The organism is Alteromonas abrolhosensis (assembly GCF_001953635.1).
GTDB lineage: Bacteria > Pseudomonadota > Gammaproteobacteria > Enterobacterales > Alteromonadaceae > Alteromonas > Alteromonas abrolhosensis.
Genome location: NZ_MEJH01000003.1, coordinates 1197124 through 1222032, shown reverse-complemented (window position 1 = coordinate 1222032; position 24909 = coordinate 1197124). Strand labels below are relative to the sequence as shown.

Here is a 24909-nt window from a genome sequence, read left to right as displayed (position 1 = left end):
CTAATCTAGGTATTTTATAACGATTCCCTACAAAAAAGGCTGCGTATACGCAGCCTTTTGTCTTTAATTTGTTAAGCCTTAAAATTAGATTTACAACGAATTTTCCAGCTCTGGAAGTACATCAAACAAGTCGCCTACTAACCCGTAATCTGCAACCTGGAAAATTGGCGCTTCCTCATCTTTGTTGATAGCAACAATGACTTTAGAGTCTTTCATACCTGCAAGGTGCTGAATAGCGCCCGAGATACCTACTGCGATATAAAGCTGAGGCGCAACAATTTTACCTGTTTGACCTACCTGCATATCATTAGGCACGAACCCTGCATCTACCGCAGCGCGCGACGCACCGATGGCAGCACCAAGCTTGTCGGCAATGCCTTCAAGAAGCTTGAAGTTGTCGCCGTTTTGCATACCACGGCCACCTGAAATAACCACTTCTGCTGCAGTGAGCTCAGGGCGTTCAGATTCAGTTAATTCTGCCGATACAAAGTCAGACTTCTCGCTACCTTTAACAACGTCTAAAGACGTAACTTCTGCGCTGCCGCCTGTTGTTGCAGCATCAAATGATGCAGCTCGTACAGTAATGACCTTCTTCGCGTCAGATGATTGTACGGTAGCAATAGCGTTACCTGCGTAAATTGGGCGTACAAACGTGTCTTCACTCTCTACACCAATGATGTCAGAGATTTGCGCTACGTCTAATAAAGCCGCTACGCGAGGCATGAAGTTCTTACCTGTAGTGGTTGCAGCAGCAACAATGTGGCTGTAGTCAGCAGCAAGTTCTACTACTAGATCAGCCGTATTCTCAGCAAGCTGATGCTTGTAAGCAGCATTGTCAGCAACAAGTACTTTTGCAACACCATCAATTTGCGCCGCAGCTTCAGCTACTGCTTGGCAACCTTCACCTGCGACTAGCACGTGAATATCGCCACCCATTTTCTGCGCGGCATTCACAAGCTTATGCGTTTCAGTCTTTAAGCTTGCATTATCGTGTTCTGCATATACGAGTACGCTCATGAGATCACCTTTGCTTCATTTTTTAACTTGTCTACCAACTCAGCAACATCTGCCACTTTAATGCCACCCTCGCGCTGAGGCGGAGGCGTCACTTTTAGCACCTTAACGTTTGAGTCAAGTGAAACACCAAAATCCGCAGCCGCTTTAACGTCTAACGGTTTGCGTTTTGCTTTCATGATATTTGGAAGCGATGCATAACGCGGCTCGTTCAAGCGAAGATCTGTGGTTACTACCGCTGGAAGCGAAAGTGCAACAGTTTGAAGACCGCCGTCAATTTCACGGGTTACATTTACTTTTTCGCCGTCAACAACGACTTCTGACGCAAAAGTGCCCTGTGGCATGCCAGTTAATGCAGCAAGCATCTGTCCTGTTTGGTTATTGTCAGAGTCGATACTCTGCTTACCAAGAATAACAAGCTGTGGTTGCTCTTCTTCAACTACTTTAGATAACAGCTTCGCCACTTGAAGTGAATCAAGATTTTGGTCGGTATCGATTTGAATACCACGGTCAGCACCTAGGGCTAGTGCTGTACGTATTTGTTCTTGGCAGCTCTTATCACCAATTGAAACAACAACGATTTCAGTGGCCACACCTTTTTCTTTTAATCGAACGGCTTCTTCAACAGCAATTTCGCAAAAAGGGTTAATGGCCATTTTTGCGTTGGTAAGATCTACGCCAGACTCATCGGCCTTCACTCTTACCTTAACGTTGTAGTCGATCGCGCGTTTGACCGGTACGAGTATTTTCATATTTACCTCAATTGTTGAGTTCGTCGGTGTCTATTACGTTTCATTAATAATTAACTATTAATAATTAAAAACGTATTACTTCACCACGCTTTTTGAAACTTTAACAATGTGCTCTACGTTAAAAAAGAATCCGTGGAACGTACGTTTTTTAAAGGCTAGCCTTAAAACGCCGTTAACACCACGTTTACGAGCAGTTATAATACACTGCCAGTTAACGTTAACGTAAACTGCTTTGCAATGTACTTACTGTTGACGTAAACGTCAACCTGCATTACCTTGCAAAACGACAATTAATTTACATGTTTTTGACACAAAGCATTATTTGTTTCATCAATAGTGCATTATAAAAATACAAACATAAGGAGCCTCCCGTGGAACGAGAATCGATGGAGTTTGACGTAGTCATCGTCGGTGCCGGCCCAGCTGGATTATCAACGGCTTGTAAGCTTATGCAGCTTGCAAATGAAAAAGACCAAGAGCTAATGGTTTGTGTGGTCGAAAAAGGCTCCGAGGTAGGTGCACACATTCTTTCTGGTGCCGTGTTTGAGCCGCGCTCACTAAACGAACTTTTCCCTGATTGGAAAGAAAAAGGTGCACCTCTCAATACACCAGTAACTGAAGACCACATTTACCTACTTAATGATGAGACTTCAGCGAAAAAGTTACCTAACGCTATTACTCCGAAAACCATGCACAACGATGGCAACTATATTGTGTCTATGGGTAATGTGTGTCGCTGGTTGGCAGAACAAGCTGAACAACTAGGTGTTGAAGTATTCCCTGGCTTTGCGGCCTCTGAAGTCATTTACAATGAAGATGGCAGTGTTGGCGGTGTACTTACCGGCGACATGGGCGTGGGTGAAAACGGCGAACCTAAAGACGGCTACATGCCAGGTATGGAACTACGCGCTAAATACACAGTGTTTGCAGAAGGCTGTCGCGGTCACTTAGGAAAAGACCTCATTTCGCACTTTAAGCTGGACGAAGACAGTTCACCGCAACATTATGCCATTGGCTTTAAAGAAATTTGGGATATAGACCCATCTAAGCACCAGCCAGGGCTTGTGGTTCACAGTGCCGGCTGGCCACTTGACGATGCAACAGGCGGTAGCTATTTGTACCACGCTGAAGATAACCAAGTGTTCGTTGGGCTAATCGTAGACCTAAACTACGACAATCCATACCTAAGCCCGTTTGATGAATTTCAACGCTTAAAGCACCATCCCGTATTTAAACAGTACCTTGAAGGCGGTAAACGTGTCTCTTATGGCGCCAGAGCTATCGCTAAAGGTGGGTTTAACTCATTGCCTAAAATGACCTTCCCAGGTGGCTTACTCGTCGGCTGTGAAGCCGGAACGCTAAACTTTGCCAAAATTAAAGGTAATCACACGGCCATGAAGTCGGGCATGCTTGCAGCAGAGAGTATTTTTGAAGCCATTTCCGAAAATGCTGAGGCACCAGTAAAAGAGTTAACAAGCTTTACAGAGAAATTTAAATCATCGTGGTTATATGACGAATTGTTCCGCTCTCGTAACTTTGGCCCCGCTATCCACAAACTCGGAAATTTCTGGGGTGGCGCATTTAACACGCTAGAGCAAAATATCTTTAATGGTAATTTGTTTTTCACCATGAAAGATGAACATAAAGACTACGCACAGCTTAAAGAAGCGAAAGATGCAAAAGAGATTTCATATCCTAAGCCAGATGGCGTGTTAAGCTTTGATAAATTGTCTTCAGTATTTTTATCTAATACAAATCACGAAGAAGACCAGCCTTGCCACTTAAAATTAAAAGATCCGTCTATTCCTTTGCAGGTTAATTTACCTAAATTTGCAGAGCCAGCACAGCGCTACTGCCCTGCTGGTGTATATGAAGTAATTGAAGAGGAAGGTGAAAAACGGTTCCAAATTAATGCACAAAACTGTGTTCACTGTAAAACCTGCGACATAAAAGACCCAAGTCAAAATATTAAATGGGTAGTTCCGGAAGGTGCCGGCGGACCAAATTACCCGAACATGTAATTTAAAGTATTAATTTGCTATTTAACGGATATTTTTAAAAAGCGAGCTTGGCTCGCTTTTTTTTTGTGCTACTTTTATTTATTATCCAATAGAAATTAAGTACAACGTATTAAGGTTAATTAATGAGCGATTTTTTAGATATTTTAACCCATGGAAGACGTTTACAAGGTGCTGTTAAGGAATTAAGCATTGAAGAACTTGAACAAGTTCAAGAAAAACTTAGCGGTATAATTGAGAAAAGAAAAGAAAAATTAGTAGAACAAGAAAAGCTTGAAAAAGAAAAATTAGAGAAGCTCGCTGCTATTAAAAAGCAAATGGAAGAAGCGGGTTTAAATGTTGAAGATCTACAGGCATTAAATGTAGAAACAAACAAAAAGGTTGGCAAAAAACGTCCGGTTAAATACAAGCTTGTTGATAGCAAAGGTGAAGAACACCTTTGGACAGGTATTGGACGCATGCCTCGCGTATATAAAGACGCGCTTGATAGTGGTAAATCACTCGACGATTACGCCATTAATTAACTAAAAATTTAATTAAACAAGGCCTGTTTTTACAGGCCTTATTTTGTTTTAACCGTCTGTGCAATTACGGATATGTCAATTGTGAAGTTAAACTATAAACTTTCAAAATGCGCGCCTACGGCCCCTTGGCTTATACTCATCCACGGTCTGTTTGGAAATGCCGATAATTTGGCCGGAATAAAGCGCCACTTCGAATCAAACTATAATGTAGTAAGCATTGATTTGCCTGACCACGGTGAATCGCCATGGACCTCTTCTTTTGCTATCGATGACGCAGCTAACGCCGTATTCGAGCTTATACAAACGCTCGATATTAAAAAGAGCGCGGTATTAGGTCACTCACTGGGTGGTAAAGTAGCCATGAGATTAGCGTTAAATCATGGCAATGTTGTTTCTCACCTCATTGTTGCTGATATTGCCCCAGTATCATACAACCATAGCCATCAAGCCGTATTTGATGGGCTTAAGGCCGTTCCTTTAGATGCAATTCAAAGTAGAAAAGATGCAGAAAAAGAAATGGCTAAACACGTGAAAGAGCCAGGCGTACGACAATTCTTATTGAAGAGCTTATATCAAGACGAAAACGGCGATTGGAAATGGCGTTTTAACGTTGATGGGTTAATTGCTAGTTATTCGCACATTATTGATTGGGAACAAACAAATCAAACGTTCGATGGCGTAACCTTGTTTATCAAGGGCAGCGAATCTGACTACATTACCGCAGCGTACCGCGATGAAATAATCCGTTATTTTCCTAATGCAAAAGCGCACATCATCGAAGGTACAGGACACTGGTTGCACGCTGAAAAGCCCGCAGCCTTTAACGCTATTGTAGAACGAACGCTCAATAAATCAGCGTAAAGAAGGGTTTTCATCCTCATTTAAGGTGAGAATGACTATTATTACCTATTTTTGAACGTTTTAGGCTCTTACAGGCGTATATACTGTGATATAGTTGCGCCAGATTTTTTTAAGTAACAACACTATGCTTGCAGAAAATTACGAACTCATTGAGTCCATCATGCTGTATGGCGGCTTATTTATACTTTTCGTATTAATGGGTTTTGCTGTACACGATGTACTGCGTAAGAACGATGTGCCGCTTATTGGACGAGTGGTAACGTACGGTGTGCTAGGTTTAGGCGCACTAGGGTTTCTTGCGAAAGGCATTATTGAATGGTTTTGGCTAAGCACAGGCGTTTAATTAGTAACGATTAATAGAGGTTAGATATGGCAAGCGTTGGCCTATTTTTCGGAAGTGACACGGGTAATACCGAACATGTTGCGAAAATGATCCAGAAGGAATTGGGTAAACAGCTAATTGATGTTAAAGACATTGCCAAGAGCAGTAAAGAAGACATCGCTGAATTTGATTTGCTAATCTTTGGTATCCCTACGTGGTACTACGGTGAAGCGCAATGCGACTGGGATGACTTTTTCCCTGAACTAGAGCAAATTGACTTCAACGACAAGTTAGTTGCTATTTTTGGCTGCGGTGACCAAGAAGACTACGCGGAATACTTCTTAGACGCTATGGGTATGGTACGCGATATCGTAGAAGCCAAAGGCGCTATCTTGGTGGGTCAGTGGTCAACTGAAGGCTATGATTTTGAAGCGTCTAAAGGTATGGCTGACGACAATCATTTTGTTGGTCTCGGTATCGATGAAGACCGTCAACCAGAACTAACAGAATCTCGCGTTAAAGCGTGGTGTAAGCAAATTCACGATGAACTTTGCTTAGCTGAGCTTGCATAAATAAAACGTTAAATTAGAAAAAACCGCTCTTTGAAGTGACCCCCATTAGTTGGACATTCCAATTATTGGGGGTCTTTTTATGTGTTGGCAGCGCCTTCTATTAAAAAGCGCGTCGTAATGAGTGGCTACAGGTGGAAACGCTCAACCGCTTTTCTCAAGCTTTCTGTCTGCGCATCCAAGAGCATCGTTGATTCGTTGGACTGGCGCGTGCTTTGTGCGCTGGAATCGGCTAGTGCAACAATACGATTCAAGCTTTTCGCGACATCGCCTAGTAAAATATCCTGTTGTTCGGTATCAGCTACAATATGTTCATTAATGTCGCTTAACCGCTCAATGATTTCCCTAATACTTTCTACTTGTTGCGATACTTGTTGGGTTATCACTACCCCTTCTTGCGCTTGCTCACGCCCCGCATTGATTGCCTTAACTGCTTGCGCGGCATCTTTTTGCAAGTTTCCAATCATTTGTTCAATTTCTTCGGTAGAGTCGTGGGTACGATTGGCGAGAGTACGCACTTCATCGGCAACAACCGCAAAGCCCCTGCCTTGTTCACCTGCTCGAGCCGCTTCTATGGCAGCATTTAGCGCTAACAAATTGGTTTGCTCTGCAATGGTTTTGATTACATCCAAGATGCTGCCGATACTGCGTGAATTATCATCTAACCGGCCAATAATTTGCGCAGACGATTCCGCCTGTTTAGCTTGATTACCCACCTGCTGACTGCTTTTTTGCACTAACTGACCAATGTCAGTACTTTGCTTGGTTATATCGCGCAACGCCTCCATAGCTTCGTTAATTTGAGCCAGATTACTACGGCTTTTTTCCTGAACGTTTTTAGTATTTGTAGAGGTTACCGTAACTTGCTCACGTTGCTTGTCTACCTCAGATAAGCTCTTATTACCAAGCTCTACGCTTTCTTTTGTAATGTCTATAAGGCGTTTTTCCTGCTCCAATATGTTGCCCACTAGCTCTCGTAAACTATCGGTTAGGCTGTTCACTTTTGCCGAAAGGGCAGAAAACTCATCATTGCCCTCTTGTGGCAATTTAGTGCTTAAATCGCCTTTACTCAGCTGACTCAAGCCTTTATTGATACGCCCAAGGGGCTTGGAAATACTGCGTGTTACAATAACCGCTAGGAATATAGCTGCCACCAAGCCCAGTGCCGCGACAATGATGTTGCGCACCAAGTTCGCCTGCACAGACTCAAGAATGGCGTTTTGCCCGTCAAGCGATTGCTTTTGGACAGCGTCAAACAAAGTATTAATGTCGGCAAGTGCTGTTTCTAACGCTTGTTTTGCTTCCTTCTGGGCTTTCGCCGCTCTATCTACTTCAGAAAGCTTTTGTCGCTGCAAAGCAATTAATCCATTTGCACCGTTTACCGCTTCCATCAGTAAATCATATTGTTCGTTAAAAGATGCTATTGTACCGCCATCATCAACACCTGAGGCTAAACGGTTTACATAGTCTTTATCTACTTGCAAATTGCTTAACTGGTACTCCAAATCCTCAATGATATTGGCGCTTTGTGTGGCACTGTCGGTTTCTGCAAGTTCTATGAACGAATCGTTCATGGTGAGCAATTTGTTGTCTATAGCCGTACCCGCACCAATAAGCGTTTCAATACTTGGGTTATCCCCTTCTAAATAAGAAAGGTCTAGCATTAGGGCACTGGCTTCATCAGCGGTCATCAAAACTTTTTCTAGCTGTGCAGCAAGGGCTTTTTCGATATTCATTCGTTCGTTGATGGCAGCATACATATCGTTACTGCTATTAACGTAAGCTAAACTGACTTCAACAGCGTTCGTCGCTATTGCGTTATTTGGCATTAGTGAATTCAGACGTGATAAATCGTCAGAGAATGCAGATGACAAAGAATCGAATGTATCTTTGTTCGAAACCAATTCCTCTCTGTTTTCTACATGATAACCATTGGCCGTTATTACAGATAAAGACAGGATTTCTGTTTTGACTTTAACCATGCTGGTCTGAACTGGCATTTTTTGCTCTACAACATCTTGTGCAGAATCTTTTATACCGCTAAGGCCAAAATAGGAAAGAATACTGGTAAGTAATAATAAGCAGCCGAATAAGCCAAAGCCTAGCGTGATTTTATTTATAATTGTTAACTGCATGGGCACTTCCACCGAAAAAACATGCCAAATAATCCAAAAGCGCTATGTCGCCTTATTAAGTTTAGTTTAACAGGATGTTAATTCAATGCATCAAAAGTTTTATTTATTTTACACATTTAGTAGATAAATCTGGCACTTACAATCTGGTCAGGCCAGACACCACGCGGCCTGTGTCCATGTCACAATTTTTAAAAACATTGCACAATGCGTAAATTTTCAGCGAGAAAACAAAGTTTCCACGGTTTTACTTTTAAATTGTTTCAACTTACCTATAATAACCACCAAATACTTATTCACTCGTTCTTAGTAGGTTGTAATGGATCAAAATAAAGAATTGAAAAAAGCAGGGCTTAAAGTCACTCTGCCTCGCCTTAAAATTTTACAAATTCTGCAAGAGCCAGAAAACCAACATATCAGCGCTGAAGACGTTTATAAAATTCTTATCGAACAGGGTGAAGAAATTGGTCTTGCCACGGTTTACCGCGTTCTAAACCAGTTTGATGATGCAGGTATTCTTAACCGCCACCATTTTGAAGGTGGAAAGTCTGTTTTTGAAATCAGCCACAAAGATCATCACGACCACCTTGTATGCCTTAAGTGTGGAAAAGTGATTGAGTTTGAAGATGATATCATCGAAGAACGCCAGGAAATGATCGCCAAGCAGCACAAGATGAAACTTACGCATCACAGCCTTTATCTATATGGCGAGTGTACGGACGGAAACTGCGACAACGTACCAGAATAAGTGACATTATTCTTCTAGTAAAAGGCCCGCTTTAAGCGGGCCTTTTCTGTTTATTATGCTTCAAATTTGTATGCGTGGTAGGCCTTAATTGCCTCTTCCCATACATCACCAATTTCCCCAGAGCCAATCGGCTTACCATCTACTTCTACCACCGGAGCCACTTCTTTGCTAGATGAGGTTAACCATACTTCGTCTGCGTCTAACAATTCATCTTTGCTAAACCAAGTCTCAGTAACCACTAGACCTGCTTGTTTAAATGCTTCTATAGCAATAGCGCGTGTAATCCCTGGAAGGAGTTCATGATTTAATGGCGGTGTAGAAATGCAGCCGTCTTTTACCATAAATACGTTACACGAACTTGCTTCGGTTATCATACCTTCACTATTGTACAAGATAGTCTCATTCACGCCTGCATCAACGCCTGCCTGAAAATGCATAACGTTACCTAACAATGATGTGGATTTAATATGGCAGCGTTGCCATCTCTTATCTTGCTGAAGCGCTACTTTAAAAGGTTTTGCATCCTCTTTTGCTGTAGGCTGCGGCGGCGAGATTTCAAAGGCGAATCCGAATACAGTCGGCGCTATATCTTTTGGGTACGCATGAAAACGCTTCGTATCAGTACCTCGACTAACATGGAAATAAACGCCTATGTTTCCACTTTCGATAAACGCGTTATTTTTCTCAACCAAGGTAGACAAAATGTTTTGCCATTCTTCTGCCGTATAGGGGTTGGTGATTTCAATAGCTTTGAGGCCTTGCTCCATGCGCGAGGTGTGCCCTTTAAAGCCCACCGCGCGACCAGAATACGTTGGAATAACTTCATAAATTCCATCGCCAAAAAGAAAGCCTCTATCCATCGGAGAAATCTTGGCCTCAGAAAGAGGCATATACTCACCGTTTAAAAACGCAATCGTCACAATATTTCTCCTTGTAATCGGCGACGTCTACTTGTCATAAGTAGCCAGTCTGCCCTTGCCTCTTCTTCATTTTGAAAAGCAAAATTAACTTTTTCACCAGGCACTGCTTGGGCCAGGCGACTAATGTCACAGGGGCTCACACAACCAAGTTTGGGATAGCCCCCTAATGTTTGTCTATCTCGCATCATCACTATGGGGTGCCCGTCACCGGGCACTTGAATAGCCCCTAAGTGAATAGCTTCAGATCGCATATCCTCAATATCAGAAGCAACCGGTTCACCGGTTAATCTAAAGCCCATACGATCGATAGATGATGAAACCGTATAGGTGCTAGTTTCAAACGTTCGTAGGGCAACAGCACTGAAATTTGAAAATTGATACCCCGGCACAACCCTGATTGCTTCTAAAAAGCCATAATCGTCGATCTGGTTTGTGGGCAATGAGCGCATTTTAGCGTTGTTTTGTATTCTTGTATTAGCCAAAACTTCAAAACAATCGCCGTCTTTTAACGCACTCCCTTTGCCATCTAACCCACCTAATTGCTCACGAACCACAGTGCTTGCGCTTCCAACTACTTTAGGTACCTGCCAATTCCCACCTATTGCCAAATAGGCCTTGCTGCCAAGTAGTGTGCTACCGAAAGTTATGGTGGAACCGGCTGGTATAGTTTGGCTTCGGTAAACCTCTCTAACGCTACCATCTACGCTAAGTGTTGATTCCCTGCCGGTAACCGCAATAACGCAATCTTCATCAACCTTTAATCGCACTTCGCCAATAGCTTCAATACAGGGCGTATCGTCTAAATTGAAAGCAAGAAAATTGGCCCAACCATAGGCGTTACTATCCATAGGGCCTGATTCACAAAATCCGTCTCTCTGTTGACCTACTCTGCCGTTATCAATGATAAGACTAAACAGTCCTTTGCTGAGTACTTCAATTTTCATAATTCGACCTGTAATCCAGCTTTGTATTCCTGTTCGGTAATTGACACAAACTTCACTATATCTCCCGCTTTTAAGCGAGACTCACTGTGCTCCGCCTTATGCAACAGCATGTCAAACGCAGTTAGACCAAGTAAATTCCACCCTCCTGGTGATTCACTGGGGTAAACTGCGGTTTGCCTATCAGCGATTGCTACTGCACCTTTGGGAACGCGCTTGCGCGGAGTGCCTAATCGCGCACATTTAAGTGCTTCTGGAATATCGCCCATATAGGCAAAGCCGGGCGAAAACCCTACGGCGTACACTTTATAAGTTACGCTGGTGTGTAGCTCGATAACCTCTTCAATAGATAGCGCAGTTTTTTTGCTTACTATACTAAGATCGCTGGCGTTGGGCGCGCCATACCAAACAGGTATCTCAATCACTTTCCCTTCGCCACTTGGCTTAGTTACGTTAAGGTGGGCGCTTGTACTTTCAGTAACTATACTTCGTAACGCGCGATACACACCGTGGCTGTCAATTAACGCCATATCAAAAATAATTAACAAACTATCGTAGGAAGGTATTGCCTCTCGTAGCCAATGCCACGAATTCGAGGCATCTTCTTCATTAGCTTTTGAACCTTTTGATATTTGACTTTCCCTTTGTCTAATATCTATAGCTGACAGTAATTGGTGACAAGCATCGTTTGCTTCGTCCAGATTTGCGCCGTCAAAATACACCATTATGGCATCTGCACCCGCTGTCACAATTCGCTTAATACGCCCAAAAGCTTGCATTTTCTGTCCTTGATAAAGTAATTATTCTTAGTAAATGTGTTTTTTATGAGGCAAATTTATAGAAATGCTCTGATCCTTTGAGCAATACTTACCGCGCCTAGCGTATCGCCATGTACGCAAAGAGAATCAGCTTCAACTTTCAGCGTATTTCCCGATGCTGTAGTGACCGTTCCAGACTCTATTAGCTGTTCAGCCTGCATTAGTGCCCCCTTTTCATCTAATACTGCACCTTCAATATTGCGTGACTGCAATAAACCGTCATCGTTGTAGCGTCTATCAGAAAAGGCTTCAAAGTAGAGCGGCAACCCAAATTCTTTTGCCTCTTCTTTAATAAGGTCGTTTTTCGCAGTGGCTTGCACCATCAGGGTTAATGGGTCTTGTGAAGATTGCGCATTGATGTCGGCAATACTATGCATAACGCTACGTCTTATACCCGCATCCTTCATCATATCGTTATATAGCGCACCATGTGGCTTAACGTAACTAACGCTAGCCCCATATAATGCGGCCATACCCGACAATGCGCTCACTTGGTATTGAATCATCGCGATGAGTTCATCTGCCACTATAGCCATACTTCTACGACCGAAGCCCTGTAGGTCTGGATACGCCGGATGTGCGCCAATTGCCACACCGTGAGTTTTTGCTAAAAAAACAGCTTGCTTCATTACTAGCGGGTCGCCGGCATGAAAACCACATGCAATGTTTGCCTGATCGATTTCCGCCATGATGGCTGATTCCACTGGCATTGACCACGCGCCAAAACTTTCACCTAAATCGCAATTTAACTTCATAATGGTTTAGCTCTTACGTTCATTCCAGTATCATGTTACCTGTTCTTTTTAAAAAGTCAGTGCTGATGATAAATATTGGAAAAATTAATACATTACGCGTGGTAGCCCAATACCCTTTTGGCTACGCTTTAGCGCCACTTGTCGAAAACGATGACAAGAACGACAGCGTAATAGAAATAGATGATGCTGATGAGCAGCAAACCGTTACCCTTGCGATTGACGAAGTAGAAACGCCGTTAACCGAAGGACAACAAATTGAAGTATTTGTGGCTACGGATCAGCGCGGCGACCTTTATGCCACCATGAAGAAACCTCTTATTCAAGTGGGCGAAACCAAGGTACTTAAAGCGGTGTCTGCCACCAATTTTGGCGCATTCTTCGATTGGGGCTTAGAGAACGATCTTTTAATGCCTAACGACTACCAAGCTCAACCTGTAAATCCGGGTATGTACTACGTAGTTCACACCTTTTTTGACGATAAAACCCAGCGCATTCTGGGGGCCACCAAGCTTCACTACTTCTTAAAGGAAAGCAGCGCCTATCTCAATGAAGGCGATATCGTTGATTGCTTAGTCTACGCCAAAACAGATTTAGGCTTTAAAGTGGTTATCAATGAAAAGAGCTTAGGACTAATTTTCCACAGTGATGCCTTTAAGCCGCTTAAAGTTGGGCAAGCCACTGAAGGGGTAATTAAAACCATTCGTGATGATGGCAAAGTTGACGTTGCCCTTCAGCGTGTGGACAAAGGTGGTCGCGATGCACTTCAACAGGCTATTTTGGATGATTTAGAAGCCCACGGTGGCATTTCTACGCTAACGGATAAGAGTGCGCCAGAAGCCATTTACTCTCATTTTAACGTAAGCAAAGCGGCCTATAAAAAAGCGTTAGGGGCATTGTATAAGCAGAAGAAAATCACGCTTGGCCCTGACGCTGTTCGCCTAAACAAATAAGCATACATGTCGCAGCTGCAATAACGCGCTTATCAAGCCTGTATTGTGGCTTTCTTTATTATTTTTATGACATTAGGACATACGATGAAAGCACGTGTTTCTTGGGATCAGGATTTAACGTTTACCGGTACCACAGACAGCGGTTATAAAACGGTAATGGATGGCAGCGGTAAGGCAGTGTCTCCAATGGAATCGGTACTGTTAGCAGTTGGCGCTTGTTCAAGTATTGACGTGGTAGACATTCTTAAAAAAGGCCGCTTTAACATTGAAGCCTGTAATTGTGAATTGGAAGCTGAACGCGCTGAAGAGCCACCACGCGTATTCACTAAAATACACGCCCATTATACAGTGTCTGGCGAAGGAATAAGCGAAAAAGCCCTTGCCCGTGCAGTTCAGCTTTCTGCCGAAAAATATTGTTCGGTCATGCTTATGCTAACGGGTAACGTTGACATTACCACAAGCTATACTTTGGTTTAATCAACTATAGTGGAATAAACCTCTTATTAGCAATTATCGCTAAGCATTAGTAAAAAAAGCCAACCGTTAAGGTTGGCTTTTTCGTAGAAACGCTTTGTTACACATATAAGCATTTGAAAAATATAAGATTTAACATTAGTTAACATCTTTGGCATGTTAGCTGCTGTAGACGGTCATTATTATATAACGACAATTACGTTAGGGTTATTGACCATGGATACATCAGCGCAAAGCAACACTACTTTCTCTTTGTTCCGCTCTCTCTTACCGGTTTCTCCGGTATCGCTCAAACTACTTGTTGGAAGTGGTATTGTTGCCTTATCGCTTTCAATGGCCGCATGCTCCGATGCCGATGCCATAAACGACAAAGCTGAAACCACAAAAGTAGAAGAAACCGTTTTTGCTATTCCCGTTGAAACTCAAACCATTATCACTGGCGACATTACGTCAACCTATGACACAACAGCTATTTTAGAAGCCCGTGAAGAGGCGTTTGTCGTAGCACGGGCCTCTGGAATCATCGAAGAAATCTTCGTAGAAGAAGGTGATTATGTTGAAAAAGGCCAGGTACTAGCGCAGCTTGATAAGCGCCGCTACGAGCTAAACTTATCAAAAGCACTGGCTGATTTAGCCGGCATTGAGAGTGAACTGGAAAAGGTTAACAAAGTATATTCTAAAAAGCTTATCAGCGATGACACTTACGACAAACTCACGTCGCAATTTGAATCAGCAAAAGCATCTGTACGCTTAGCTGAACTTGATTTGAAAGAAGCCACTATCACAGCCCCAATTGATGGATACATTGCAGAGCGAAACGCCAAAGTAGGTAACTTAACTGAATCGTTCCAACGGGAGAGAATGTTCCATATTGTTCAGCAGCGCAATCTGCAAGGTATTGTGTATTTACCCGAAAACGAGCTGCCTAACGTGGTCATTGGGCAAGGCGCTAAGTTGACAGTTGCGGCCTTAGGCGACAGAACGATTACAGCCAACGTTGAGCGTATCAGCCCGGTTATCGACGCGACCACCGGCACGTTCAAAGTAACGTTAAAAGTACCTAACGAAGATAACAAACTTAAAGCCGGCATGTTTACCGATGTGTCACTTGAGTACGCAACACATGCTAACGCCACGTTGTTGCCTCGTAGAGCACTAGTTACCATCGATAATAATCATAGTGTATTCGTTGTCGACAACGGCAAAGTTAAAAAAGTTGATATTTCCACAGGCTTTGAAAACAACGAAGTCGTTGAAGTTATCAATGGTTTAAAAGGTAATGAAGAAGTGGTTACTGCAGGCCACCAAAATCTGAAAGACAGCGCCCCTGTTGAAGTAGTTAACAGCTAATTCGGCCTAACAAGGAACTCACACAATGCGTATTGTAGATATTGCTGTAAAGCGCCCTGTTGCCGTTAGTATGTTCACTTTTGCGGTATTGCTATTTGGTATGGTGTCGTTAGGCAGACTGTCGGTTAACTTACTGCCTGACTTATCTTACCCTACTCTCACCATTCGCACCGACTACAACGGTGCAGCGCCAGGCGAAGTCGAACAACTGGTTTCAAAACCCATTGAAGAAGCCATCGGTGTGGTAAAAGGCGTACGTAAAGTTACGTCCACATCGCGCGCAGGCCAGTCTGACGTAGTGCTTTCATTTGCATGGGGTACTGACATGGATTTCGCGAGCTTAGAAGTGCGCGAAAAACTCGATGTTTTACAACTTCCCCTTGATATAGAAAAGCCAAGACTTCTTCGTTTTAACCCAAGTTTAGATCCAGTTATTAAACTTGGGCTTACGGCACAAAGCGACACGTCAAGTTTAAGCGTAGCGCAAATGAAGCGACTTCGTTTATATGCCGAACAGCAGGTAAAAAGAGCTTTAGAGTCGGTAGAGGGTGTAGCAGCTGTGCGCGTTGGCGGTGGTTTAGAGAACGAAATTCACATTCTTATCGACCAGCAAAAAGCCAGTCAGCTCTCTATTCCTATTACCCGTATTATTGACCGGGTAAGTGCTGAAAATATTAACGCGGCGGGCGGTCGAATTGATAACGCAGCCCAGGCGTTTTTGGTCAGAACCCTGAATCAGTTTGAAACGCTTAGCGATATAGAAAACCTGTTTATTGGCCGTTTTGAAGGCAAAAACATCCAGCTTAAAGATATTGCAACGGTAGAAAGTGCGTATAAAGACCGTGATGTGGTAACGCGCTTTAACGGCAATGAAGGCATTGAAATTGCCATTTATAAAGAAGGCGATGCTAATGCGGTTAACGTTGCGCAAAAGGTGGCTAGCCGGTTAAATGAGGTCAACAACAACCTGCCTTCTAACTACACGCTTAGCGAAATTTACGATCAAAGTGTGTTCATCAAGCAAGCTATAGATAACGTGAAGTCAGCGGCAGTGATGGGCGGTATTTTAGCCATGTTAGTGCTGTACCTTTTTCTTAAAGACTTCTGGGCTACCGTTATTATCTCGGTTTCTATTCCGGTATCAGTAATTGCCACCTTTAATCTAATGTATGCCAACGATATAAGCTTAAACATGATGAGCTTAGGTGGTATCGCGCTTGCTGTTGGATTATTGGTAGATAACAGCATTGTTGTGCTTGAAAATATCGATCGTCATAAAAAGTTAAAAATGGCTGGAAGTGATAACGCTACAACTAATGAAAAAACGACGGCAGAAGCCACAGACACTGAGGCATCTGCCGCCAGCGAAGGAACAAAAGAAGTCTCTGGCGCAATTGTGGCTTCAACACTGACCACTATGGCCGTGTTTGTGCCGCTAATATTTGTAGAAGGTATTGCAGGTCAGCTGTTTAAAGACCAAGCGTTGACCGTCTCGTTCGCTTTAGCTGCATCGCTTGTTGTCGCGCTTACACTAATTCCTGCGATGGCACACAAGAAGAAAAAGCAACAGCTCGATCACGAAGAGGTGTTCACTACACCAGCGCCTACCCCTCCTACGTCAACGTTTGGCAAAGTTATGTATTACCTTACCCTACCAATCCGTTGGGTATTCAGACTTATCTTTGTATTTTTACCTGCAGCTTTGGTCACCTTGGTGATAGGTGCATGGCATATCGTCAGCAAATTACTGAGCGTTGCCTTTAAACCACTTATTTGGGTATTTAATAAAGCGTTTGACCTTCTCGCTTCCGCCTATGAAAAACTGCTACGTATAAGCCTTCGAGCAAAAGCACTGGTACTAGCCATTGCCTTTGTACTTGCGGCGGGCGCGGTGTTGCTGATACCGAGATTGGGCATGGAACTTATCCCAACCCTATCTCAAGGCGAGTTCTCGGTAGAAGTGACCCTTCCAGCGGGATCGCCACTAGCGCGTACCGACGCTATTATCAGCGAACTTGCTGCGGTTGCAGTAAATAACAATGATGGCGGCGAAACCAAAGTGCTTCGCACGTATGCCATGTCTGGTACAGGAAGCCTTATCAGCGCAGCGCCAAATCAAGGTGGTGATCATTGGGGTCGTTTAAACATTGTCATGCAGCCTACGGCGACAGCTAGCGACATGGACGATGTGAAGCATGCGCTTCGTGATTACCTAGCCTTCAAACCTCAGGTTCAGGCAACGTTTTCAGAGCCAGAGCTATTTAGCTTTGCCTCGCCTATTCAAATTGAAATTGCGGGCTACGACCTTAATCAATTACAGCAGTATGGCGACGCCATTGCGACAAAACTTGCCAGTTACAGTAATTTTGCGGATGTAACTACTAGCATTCGTGACGGAAACCCAGAGCTCAAGATAGCCTTCCATCACGCTAAACTTGCTCGACTTGAGCTTGATGCATCAACCGTTTCTCAGCTTATTGCAGCAAAGGTGGGTGGCCGTGTCGCTACACAGTATAGTGTTGAAGACAGAAAGGTAGATGTGCTGGTAAGAACGCAAGAAAACCAGCGAGACGACATCGCTAGTGTGCGCGCCATTGTTGTTAACCCAGGCTCTGCACAACCTATTCCATTAAGTGCCGTTGCTGACGTGTATATGAGCGTAGGTCCAAGTGAAATTACCCGCGTTGGACAGCAGCGTGTAGCGCTGGTATCTGCGAATTTAGCTAAGGGTAAGCTTGATGAAGCAGTTGCCGTTGCTAATAAAGTCATTGCTGAAACCCAACTTCCTCTATCTTTAAATGCAGAAGTAACCGGACAGAGCGAAGACATGCAAAGCAGCTTCCGTTCGCTACAGTTTGCTTTGGCACTTGCGGTGTTCATGGTGTATTTGGTTATGGCGTCTCAGTTTGAGTCGTTACTGCACCCACTGCTTATTTTATTCGCTGTGCCGCTTGCTGGCGCGGGTTCTGTGTATGGATTGTGGCTTACCAATACGCCGCTAAACGTGGTGGTATTTATCGGTTTAATTATGCTGTGCGGTATTGTAGTGAATAACGCTATTGTATTAGTTGACCGTATAAATCAGTTACGCCGTCAAGGAGTAGAGAAAGATACAGCTATTCTAGATGCTGCTAAAACCCGCCTGCGCCCTATTGTTATGACCACCCTTACTACGGTACTGGGTTTATTGCCTATGGCGTTTGGTTTTGGCGAAGGTGCTGAAATTCGCACGCCAATGGCCATCACCGTTATTTACGGCCTTCTGTTTGCAAGCTTGCTCACCCTCATTTTACTGCCAGTGCTTTACAGCCTGTTCGACGTTAAGAAGAAAGCGCCTGTGAAAGATAATTCTCGTGAAAACGTAGGCTTTGGTGACAAGGAAGCAATGCCAAAAGGAGGTGTACTATGAGTACACCTTCTCACAACGCTAATAACAGTTCTGAAACCCACACTGACAAGCGCCAAACACGTGACCCGAATCAACGCGAGACAGACATAGTTTCACAGCCGCAGCTTTCAAAAATTGCAGGTATAGGCGCCTCGCTTGCACGCTTTGCGCTAAATAAGCCCGTTACCATCGGAATGCTGTTTTTGTCTATGTTGCTGTTCGGCATTGTATCTGGCCGCTTATTGCCTTTAGAGAAATTCCCAGGGATTGATATTCCAGAAATGGTAGTGCAGATCCCCTACCCTGATGCGACTCCAGTTGAAATTGAAACCATGATAACCCGTCCGGTTGAAGAGGCTGTTGCTACCATGTCGGGGATAAAGCGATTAAGGGCACGTTCGTACGACAATATGGCCGAGGTCATTGTGGAGTTCGACTGGGATGAAAACCTTAAAGCCAAAAGTATTGAAGCACGGGAGAAGATTGACGCTATTCGCCATGAACTCCCTGACGATATAGAGCGGATCATGGTGTACAAGTTTAACACCAACGATATGCCTATATTCCAGCTGCGTGTATCGAGCGACCGCGACTTATCGAATGCTTACGACTTGCTTGAGCGTAACCTTAAGCGACCGCTAGAGCGTGTTCCGGGTGTGTCGAAAGTTGAGCTATACGGCACCATGAAGCGTCAAATTACTATTCGCTTAGATCCTAAGAAAATGGCGGCCTACCAAATAGACGGTACACGCTTAGAGCAACAGCTTCAAAACGCAAACTTCTCGCTAACCGCGGGCTACATGTACAATAACGGTGAAAAAGTTCTGGTTAACCCAACTGGCGAATTTACCGATGTGAACGACTTTAAAAACATGTGGGTTACCCGCAGCGTTCGCTTGTCTGATATAGCCAGCGTGACTTACGAGCTTCCTCAACGCAACGAAGGACGTCATTTAGATCGCACCTTCGCGGTAGGCTTTAACGTATTTCGCGAATCGGGCAGCAATCTTGTAGAAGTTTCCGACGCGGTAATGAAGGTTATCGAAAAAGCCAAGGAAGACCCTGAATTTACTGGCATTAGTTTATTTGTAATGGACGACACCGCGAAAAGCGTGACTTCGTCGCTGAGCGATTTGCTAAACGCTGGTCTTTTAGGTGCGTTACTTTCAGTTATTGTGCTGTATTTGTTCTTGCGCCAGCTCACCACTACCTTAATCGTGGTGCTTTCAGTGCCATTCTCGATTTGCATTACCTTAGGTGTAATGTATTTATTGGGCTATACCCTTAATATCTTATCGTTGATGGGCCTTATGCTAGCCGTAGGTATGCTGGTAGACAACGCCGTGGTGATCACTGAAAGCGTATTTCAAGAACGCCAACAAGAAAGTGACATTAAGCGAGCCACCCAGATTGGTGTAAACAAAGTCAGCCTTGCGGTCATTGCTGGAACTGCAACCACGGCAATAGTGTTTTTACCTAATATTATTGGGGTAAAAATAGACGTGACTATTTTCTTAGAGCACGTTGCTGTGGCTATCTGTATATCCCTGTTTGCGTCGCTTTTCATTGCTAAAACACTTATTCCCTTACTGACAACTAAGGTAAAGATCCCTGTTGTAAAAACGCCTAAAACGCCGTCCTACATAAAAGGCTATGGTCGTGCGCTTAACTGGATGTTGAAACACCAGGGCGTAACTTGTGTTATTGCTCTGCTTATTCTCGCGTCGACCTTTGTGCCTATGCAGGTGGTTACGTCCGACGATGAGGGTAACGACAACCAAGAGCGTATTTGGCTTAATTACCATGTGACGCAAAACTTCACCTTGGATGAAGTGGAAAAAACTGTCGATAAAATGGAAGCATATCTTTATGAAAACCAGGAGCGCTTTCACATTAAACAGGTGTATACCTATTTTACTGCCGGCCATGCAGTAAGTGGTATCACGCTTAATGACGAATTACCCGTCAGTGTGGGTAAAATTAAGGAGGATATTCGCGAAAACATGCCTTCATTCGTGCGTGCTCGCCCCTCTTTCCAGTGGGATAGCGGCAACGGTGGTGGCGTAAGAGTAACGCTGTTGGGCGAGTCTTCAGAAACCTTGTTAAATATTTCAGAGCAGATCATCCCTATTCTTTCCACTATAGAAGGGCTGGAAGATGTAAAAGCCGACACGGGATCTACCCGTGATGAGGTTCAAATACGCATAGACAGAGAGAAAGCAAACCGCTTTGGCATACAAGTAAACGATGTGGCAAAACTTATCTCTACGGCACTACGCGGCAGTAATTTACGTACATTCCGCTATGGTGACGCCGGAGAAGTGGCGGTGCAGCTTAAGTTTGGCAGCGATATTCAAGCCTCGCTAAGCGAACTTAAGAACATCAATATTGGGTTTACGCAGGGTCAATCAGTAACGCTGAACATGATTGCAGATTTCTCTGTGGTGCCACAGCTTTCGCAAATTAACCGCAACTATCGTCAAACCGCGCTAGCTATTGGTGCAAATTTAGAGGGTGAAACCACCACCGAACAAGCTCGTGAACGCATAGAAAAAGCATTAGCTAATATCGAATTGCCGACAGGCTACAAGTGGACGCTAGACGGCAGCTTCTCTCGCCAGGATGAAGCCAATGCGGTTATGCAAATGAATATGCTACTAGCGCTTTGCATGATATACGTTGTGATGGCTGCGTTGTTTGAATCGCTAATCCTTCCAACATCTGTAATTACGTCACTACTGTTTTCGTTCACAGGTGTGTTTTGGGCATTCATGGTTACTGGTACATCTATGTCTATCATGGGGATGATTGGCATGCTGATTCTGATGGGTATTGTGGTTAACAACGGCATTGTGTTAGTAGACAGAATTAATCAGCTCATCAATGAAGGTTTGTCGCTGTATGACGCAGTGATTGAAGGATGTATGACACGTATCAGGCCTATTCTGATGACAGTAGCCACTACAGTTCTAGGGCTTATTCCACTTGCGATGGGGAGTACTCGAATTGGCGGCGACGGCCCTCCCTACTCGCCAATGGCCATTGCAATCATTGGTGGGCTGGTGTTCTCAACGCTAACCAGCTTGTTCTTAGTACCACTTGCTTATGTGTTGCTATTAAAGCTTAGGTTTAAAACGCAACGTTTGTTTAAAACCAGTAAAGCGCGTGTAGCCACGTACATTAAAATCGCTAATTAAGGCGCGTTTTAAAGCAAAAAGTAAGACAAAAAGCGGGTCTAGTTTTCACCATTTACGTCAACGTGAATGACGATGAGTGCAAGCTAGCCCGCTTTTTCTGGATTTATCGTTACCGCAGTCAACGCTTTAGCTACGCGACGTTAAGTATTCGTGTACGGCATCAGCGTGACGCTCTACTGAAAACTCAATTAGGCTACTGCCATTGCACGTTAATCCTTCTTCAGACGTTACCATACGCAACACTTCACGTTGGCTGGCACCAATTCGACCTACGTTACGTGAAAGACTAGAGCGAAGTACTCTAACGTCATCATTTATCACAGCTTTACAAAACCCTGCGAATTGGGTTTCGCCTACAAAGCGTATGTCTTTTTGCGGTGCTGCGGCAGTTGCGTTAACGCTAAATGCTACGGTTGCAGTTACAGCTAGAACTTTTACCGCGTTGGCTAGTTTCGATTTAACTGGTTTCATGTTTAATTCCTCAATGTGTAGATAAAGGCTTTAATCAAGTTTGTGGAAAACTCTTAGTTTTTGGTTGAACAAAGCTGAACAATCAACAATTCGCTCAACGCCCTTTATTTATGCATCAAGAATTAAAACTTTTCTGTTGAATGATTGTGTAACGGGGGTAAATACGCAGTAAATCTGTTTGTTACACCGTTGTTATCGGCTTAAACCATTGTTTTATAGAGACTAATCTAAATTATATATTACTAGTGTATCTAGCAACGACACTTGAAAAAAGAAAGAAGTATAAAACTTAAATACAAAAAGGCCCCTTTCGGGGCCTTAAAAATGTAATTTTAACAAAATATATAATGATGAAGCGCATTTAATAAGCAGAAACACTCGCCCTTTCCGTAAATAAATTACAGAAAGCGCAGCCGACTACTCATATTTGCGTTCGCGCTTAGTCTCGATAGCATCAATATAAGCATGCCATGACGCGTAGCCGATAATAGGCATCAACACGATGAAACCAATAAACCCGGTTACGTAACCAATCGCAACGGTGGTAAAGATGATCGCCCCCCAAATAAGCATGGGCACCTTATTAAGCCATACTGCGTTAACGCTGGTTAATACGGCGGTAGCAAGGTCAACTTTACGTTCCATCAAAATAGGCTGGGTAAACGCCGTAATGAAAAGCATAGCCAATGTAAAACCCGCACCAACAATTGTGCCTAGCGCTAAAAATGGTAATAAGCTTTCTAAATCGTTTTCTATGTAAGGCGGATAAAGTGCATGGATTAGCGATGCAACACGCAACCAAAATATCATCATCACCATAAGCAAAATGGCAAAGCCCCACTCGTTAAACGCATTTCGGCGCATTGCGCGTAAAGAGTGGCGTAACGTGGGCTTATGGCCTTTCTCCATTTCCCAGCTCACATCATAAAGGCCAGCAGCCAGAAAAGGCCCTACCAACATGAAACACACAATGGCGGGTAGAATGACCAAGTGCCAACCTGTCATTTCAACCAAATACATAATGAACCACGGAATAACCGCGAAAAGTACGCCATAAAATAAAGTAAGCCCCGGGGCGCGCATGGCGTCTCTTAATGCTAACGACAACCACTTTATAGGGTCGCCAACGTCTAACTCTTTACAGGGAATAACGCGAGCTATACCGCTTTGCGTGATTGCATTCTCTGGTGTTTCTTTGAAATGGTGCGACATATTCTTATCACCTCTGCTTGTTAGCCTGTTTGTTACTAACGCGTTTTTTATACACGCCTTACTACTACGATAGGCGCAGAATCAAAAGTTCACAAGCTATTAACATATTTTTTATACTTAAGTGACATTTAGAATGTATATCTCGCAATGCGCTCAATAAATAACCAGTTAGTAAAAAAAGTCCTGTTTAAAGTATAAATACTGCAAAAAGGCCATCGCATATGACTTTGTATTGCGATAATCTCAGGGTATGTAAATCAACCAGATAGACCATGAAAACTGTATCTCGCTCACATAAATTAGATAACGTTTGTTACGACATTAGAGGCCCAATTGCTGCGCAAGCACGCAAAATGGAAGACGAAGGACACCGTATATTAAAACTGAATATCGGTAACCCCGCCCCATTTGGATTTGAAGCCCCTGACGATATCGTAAAAGACGTTATTCATAACCTGCCTACGTCTCAAGGATATTCAGACTCGACAGGAATTTATGCCGCCCGTGTGGCCGTGATGCAGTATTACCAGCAGCGCAATATTAAAGACATTCGTGTAGACGATGTTTATATTGGCAACGGTGTATCTGAGTTAATCATGATGGCGATGCAAGCTTTACTTAATCATGGCGACGAAGTGCTTATTCCAAGCCCTGACTACCCGCTATGGACAGCAGCAGTTAGCCTCTCGTCAGGTTCACCCGTTCACTATCGCTGCGACGAGCAAGCAGGCTGGTTTCCAGACATTGACGACATAAAAAGTAAAATCACCAGTAAAACTCGCGCGATCGTACTTATTAACCCTAACAACCCTACTGGTGCAGTTTACGACAAAGCCCTGTTGCAAGAAGTAGTTGAAGTTGCCCGCGAGCACGGGCTAGTGGTATTTAGCGACGAGATTTACGACAAAATTCTTTACGATGAAGCAAAGCACACCAGTATTGCTTCACTGGCTGACGATGTGTTTTTTGTTACCTTTGGCGGTTTAAGTAAAAACTACCGTGTGGCGGGCTTTCGCTCTGGCTGGCTTGTAGTAAGCGGCAACAAGCGATTAGCGTCTGACTATATTGAAGGGCTTAATATCCTATCTTCCATGCGAATGTGTGCAAATGTACCTTGTCAAAGCGCTATTCAAACAGCGTTAGGCGGCTATCAAAGCATTGACGACTTGGTGAAAGAAAACGGGCGCCTTCGCATTCAGCGTGACGTAACTACAGATATGCTAAACGGCATTGACGGTATTTCGTGCGTTAAACCTAAAGGTGCCATGTATTGTTTTGCCAAAGTGGATGAGAAGAAATTCAACATTCAAAACGATGAACAAATGGTGCTGGACTTATTAAGTTCTGAAAAAATTCTGCTGGTACACGGTCGTGCGTTTAACCTAACCGAAGGCACCTACTTCCGATTAGTATTTTTACCGCACAGCGATGTATTGGTGCCAGCTCTACATCGTATTGGCAACTTCTTTAGAACGTATAAACAGGGGGCGTAA

21 protein-coding genes are annotated in these 24909 nt (G+C 43.7%); 12 read left to right on the top strand and 9 right to left on the bottom strand.

Features of this window, described 5'->3' with window-relative positions; genetic code table 11:
* Positions 1–90: 90 nt before the first annotated feature.
* On the bottom strand, positions 91–1017 hold the full coding sequence (locus BGK61_RS07410; RefSeq protein WP_061095228.1) for an electron transfer flavoprotein subunit alpha/FixB family protein: 927 nt from the start codon (positions 1015–1017) through the stop codon (positions 91–93).
* Positions 1014–1766, bottom strand: a complete 753-nt coding sequence (locus tag BGK61_RS07405) for an electron transfer flavoprotein subunit beta/FixA family protein (RefSeq protein WP_014949735.1) — start codon at positions 1764–1766, stop codon at positions 1014–1016. The genes BGK61_RS07410 and BGK61_RS07405 overlap by 4 nt, the downstream gene beginning before the upstream one ends.
* Before the next feature lie 371 nt (positions 1767–2137).
* On the opposite strand from BGK61_RS07405, the gene BGK61_RS07400 reads away from it, so the two are divergent.
* The 5 genes from BGK61_RS07400 to fldA all read left to right on the top strand — a co-directional run bounded on the left by BGK61_RS07400 (position 2138) and on the right by fldA (position 6063).
* Complete coding sequence (locus tag BGK61_RS07400; protein WP_014976739.1) at positions 2138–3787, top strand: electron transfer flavoprotein-ubiquinone oxidoreductase; 1650 nt, start codon at positions 2138–2140, stop codon at positions 3785–3787.
* Between the two features lie 122 nt (positions 3788–3909).
* A complete protein-coding gene (locus tag BGK61_RS07395; protein WP_076011815.1) occupies positions 3910–4308 on the top strand; it encodes an H-NS histone family protein in 399 nt (132 codons plus the stop codon).
* A 72-nt stretch (positions 4309–4380) separates the two neighbouring features.
* A complete protein-coding gene (locus BGK61_RS07390) occupies positions 4381–5169 on the top strand; it encodes an alpha/beta fold hydrolase (RefSeq protein WP_459166499.1) in 789 nt (262 codons plus the stop codon).
* A 124-nt stretch (positions 5170–5293) separates the two neighbouring features.
* Positions 5294–5512, top strand: a complete 219-nt coding sequence (locus BGK61_RS07385) for a DUF2788 domain-containing protein (RefSeq protein WP_014998613.1) — start codon at positions 5294–5296, stop codon at positions 5510–5512.
* 26 nt (positions 5513–5538) lie between these two features.
* On the top strand, positions 5539–6063 hold the full coding sequence (fldA, locus tag BGK61_RS07380; RefSeq protein ID WP_014998614.1) for a flavodoxin FldA: 525 nt from the start codon (positions 5539–5541) through the stop codon (positions 6061–6063).
* A 125-nt stretch (positions 6064–6188) separates the two neighbouring features.
* Here the strand turns inward: fldA and BGK61_RS07375 are convergent, their stop codons facing one another.
* The gene (locus tag BGK61_RS07375) at positions 6189–8195 is read right to left on the bottom strand and encodes a methyl-accepting chemotaxis protein (protein WP_076011814.1); all 2007 of its coding nucleotides are present in this window, start codon (positions 8193–8195) and stop codon (positions 6189–6191) included.
* A gap of 316 nt (positions 8196–8511) precedes the next feature.
* Between BGK61_RS07375 and fur the strand changes: the two genes are divergently transcribed.
* Entirely contained in the window at positions 8512–8940 is a 429-nt protein-coding gene (gene fur, locus BGK61_RS07370) for a ferric iron uptake transcriptional regulator (RefSeq protein ID WP_014998616.1), read from the top strand.
* Positions 8941–8993: 53 nt separating this feature from the next.
* Here the strand turns inward: fur and BGK61_RS07365 are convergent, their stop codons facing one another.
* Genes BGK61_RS07365 through BGK61_RS07350 form a run of 4 tightly spaced genes read right to left on the bottom strand, consistent with a single transcriptional unit; the run spans position 8994 to position 12374 of the window.
* A complete protein-coding gene (locus BGK61_RS07365) occupies positions 8994–9860 on the bottom strand; it encodes a D-amino acid aminotransferase (RefSeq protein ID WP_076011813.1) in 867 nt (288 codons plus the stop codon).
* Positions 9857–10804: a 5-oxoprolinase subunit C family protein gene (locus BGK61_RS07360; RefSeq protein WP_076011812.1), complete on the bottom strand. Its 948-nt coding sequence runs from the start codon at positions 10802–10804 to the stop codon at positions 9857–9859. The genes BGK61_RS07365 and BGK61_RS07360 overlap by 4 nt, the downstream gene beginning before the upstream one ends.
* Positions 10801–11580 carry a 5-oxoprolinase subunit B family protein gene (locus BGK61_RS07355; RefSeq protein WP_076011811.1) on the bottom strand — a complete coding sequence of 260 codons (780 nt, stop codon included), beginning with the start codon at positions 11578–11580 and terminating at the stop codon, positions 10801–10803. Before BGK61_RS07355 ends, BGK61_RS07360 begins: the two co-directional genes overlap by 4 nt.
* Positions 11581–11636: 56 nt before the next feature.
* Positions 11637–12374, bottom strand: coding sequence for a 5-oxoprolinase subunit PxpA (locus BGK61_RS07350; RefSeq protein ID WP_076011810.1), 738 nt, complete (start codon positions 12372–12374; stop codon positions 11637–11639).
* A gap of 65 nt (positions 12375–12439) precedes the next feature.
* Between BGK61_RS07350 and BGK61_RS07345 the strand changes: the two genes are divergently transcribed.
* The 5 genes from BGK61_RS07345 to BGK61_RS07325 all read left to right on the top strand — a co-directional run bounded on the left by BGK61_RS07345 (position 12440) and on the right by BGK61_RS07325 (position 21733).
* The gene (locus BGK61_RS07345) at positions 12440–13324 is read left to right on the top strand and encodes a CvfB family protein (RefSeq protein WP_076011809.1); all 885 of its coding nucleotides are present in this window, start codon (positions 12440–12442) and stop codon (positions 13322–13324) included.
* 84 nt (positions 13325–13408) lie between these two features.
* Complete coding sequence (locus BGK61_RS07340) at positions 13409–13801, top strand: OsmC family protein (protein WP_014998622.1); 393 nt, start codon at positions 13409–13411, stop codon at positions 13799–13801.
* Positions 13802–14014: 213 nt separating this feature from the next.
* Complete coding sequence (locus tag BGK61_RS07335; RefSeq protein WP_076011818.1) at positions 14015–15148, top strand: efflux RND transporter periplasmic adaptor subunit; 1134 nt, start codon at positions 14015–14017, stop codon at positions 15146–15148.
* A gap of 25 nt (positions 15149–15173) precedes the next feature.
* Positions 15174–18557 (top strand): efflux RND transporter permease subunit, encoded by a 3384-nt coding sequence (locus tag BGK61_RS07330; RefSeq protein ID WP_076011808.1) that lies wholly within the window; start codon positions 15174–15176, stop codon positions 18555–18557.
* A complete protein-coding gene (locus BGK61_RS07325; RefSeq protein WP_083648686.1) occupies positions 18554–21733 on the top strand; it encodes an efflux RND transporter permease subunit in 3180 nt (1059 codons plus the stop codon). Before BGK61_RS07330 ends, BGK61_RS07325 begins: the two co-directional genes overlap by 4 nt.
* A gap of 126 nt (positions 21734–21859) precedes the next feature.
* On the opposite strand, the gene BGK61_RS07320 is transcribed toward BGK61_RS07325, so the two are convergent.
* The gene (locus BGK61_RS07320) at positions 21860–22204 is read right to left on the bottom strand and encodes a DUF3718 domain-containing protein (RefSeq protein ID WP_014976749.1); all 345 of its coding nucleotides are present in this window, start codon (positions 22202–22204) and stop codon (positions 21860–21862) included.
* Between the two features lie 417 nt (positions 22205–22621).
* Entirely contained in the window at positions 22622–23416 is a 795-nt protein-coding gene (locus tag BGK61_RS07315; protein WP_014949751.1) for a DUF2189 domain-containing protein, read from the bottom strand.
* Positions 23417–23688: 272 nt separating this feature from the next.
* On the opposite strand from BGK61_RS07315, the gene BGK61_RS07310 reads away from it, so the two are divergent.
* Positions 23689–24909, top strand: coding sequence for a pyridoxal phosphate-dependent aminotransferase (locus BGK61_RS07310; protein ID WP_014998627.1), 1221 nt, complete (start codon positions 23689–23691; stop codon positions 24907–24909).

Coding starts and splice junctions, on each gene's coding strand:
- BGK61_RS07410 (WP_061095228.1), bottom strand. CDS start 1,017: ATGAGCGTACTCGTATATGCAGAACACGATAATGCAAGCTTAAAGACT.
- BGK61_RS07405 (WP_014949735.1), bottom strand. CDS start 1,766: ATGAAAATACTCGTACCGGTCAAACGCGCGATCGACTACAACGTTAAG.
- BGK61_RS07395 (WP_076011815.1), top strand. CDS start 3,910: ATGAGCGATTTTTTAGATATTTTAACCCATGGAAGACGTTTACAAGGT.
- BGK61_RS07390 (WP_459166499.1), top strand. CDS start 4,381: ATGTCAATTGTGAAGTTAAACTATAAACTTTCAAAATGCGCGCCTACG.
- BGK61_RS07385 (WP_014998613.1), top strand. CDS start 5,294: ATGCTTGCAGAAAATTACGAACTCATTGAGTCCATCATGCTGTATGGC.
- fldA (WP_014998614.1), top strand. CDS start 5,539: ATGGCAAGCGTTGGCCTATTTTTCGGAAGTGACACGGGTAATACCGAA.
- BGK61_RS07375 (WP_076011814.1), bottom strand. CDS start 8,195: ATGCAGTTAACAATTATAAATAAAATCACGCTAGGCTTTGGCTTATTC.
- fur (WP_014998616.1), top strand. CDS start 8,512: ATGGATCAAAATAAAGAATTGAAAAAAGCAGGGCTTAAAGTCACTCTG.
- BGK61_RS07360 (WP_076011812.1), bottom strand. CDS start 10,804: ATGAAAATTGAAGTACTCAGCAAAGGACTGTTTAGTCTTATCATTGAT.
- BGK61_RS07355 (WP_076011811.1), bottom strand. CDS start 11,580: ATGCAAGCTTTTGGGCGTATTAAGCGAATTGTGACAGCGGGTGCAGAT.
- BGK61_RS07350 (WP_076011810.1), bottom strand. CDS start 12,374: ATGAAGTTAAATTGCGATTTAGGTGAAAGTTTTGGCGCGTGGTCAATG.
- BGK61_RS07345 (WP_076011809.1), top strand. CDS start 12,440: ATGATAAATATTGGAAAAATTAATACATTACGCGTGGTAGCCCAATAC.
- BGK61_RS07340 (WP_014998622.1), top strand. CDS start 13,409: ATGAAAGCACGTGTTTCTTGGGATCAGGATTTAACGTTTACCGGTACC.
- BGK61_RS07335 (WP_076011818.1), top strand. CDS start 14,015: ATGGATACATCAGCGCAAAGCAACACTACTTTCTCTTTGTTCCGCTCT.
- BGK61_RS07330 (WP_076011808.1), top strand. CDS start 15,174: ATGCGTATTGTAGATATTGCTGTAAAGCGCCCTGTTGCCGTTAGTATG.
- BGK61_RS07325 (WP_083648686.1), top strand. CDS start 18,554: ATGAGTACACCTTCTCACAACGCTAATAACAGTTCTGAAACCCACACT.
- BGK61_RS07320 (WP_014976749.1), bottom strand. CDS start 22,204: ATGAAACCAGTTAAATCGAAACTAGCCAACGCGGTAAAAGTTCTAGCT.
- BGK61_RS07315 (WP_014949751.1), bottom strand. CDS start 23,416: ATGTCGCACCATTTCAAAGAAACACCAGAGAATGCAATCACGCAAAGC.
- BGK61_RS07310 (WP_014998627.1), top strand. CDS start 23,689: ATGAAAACTGTATCTCGCTCACATAAATTAGATAACGTTTGTTACGAC.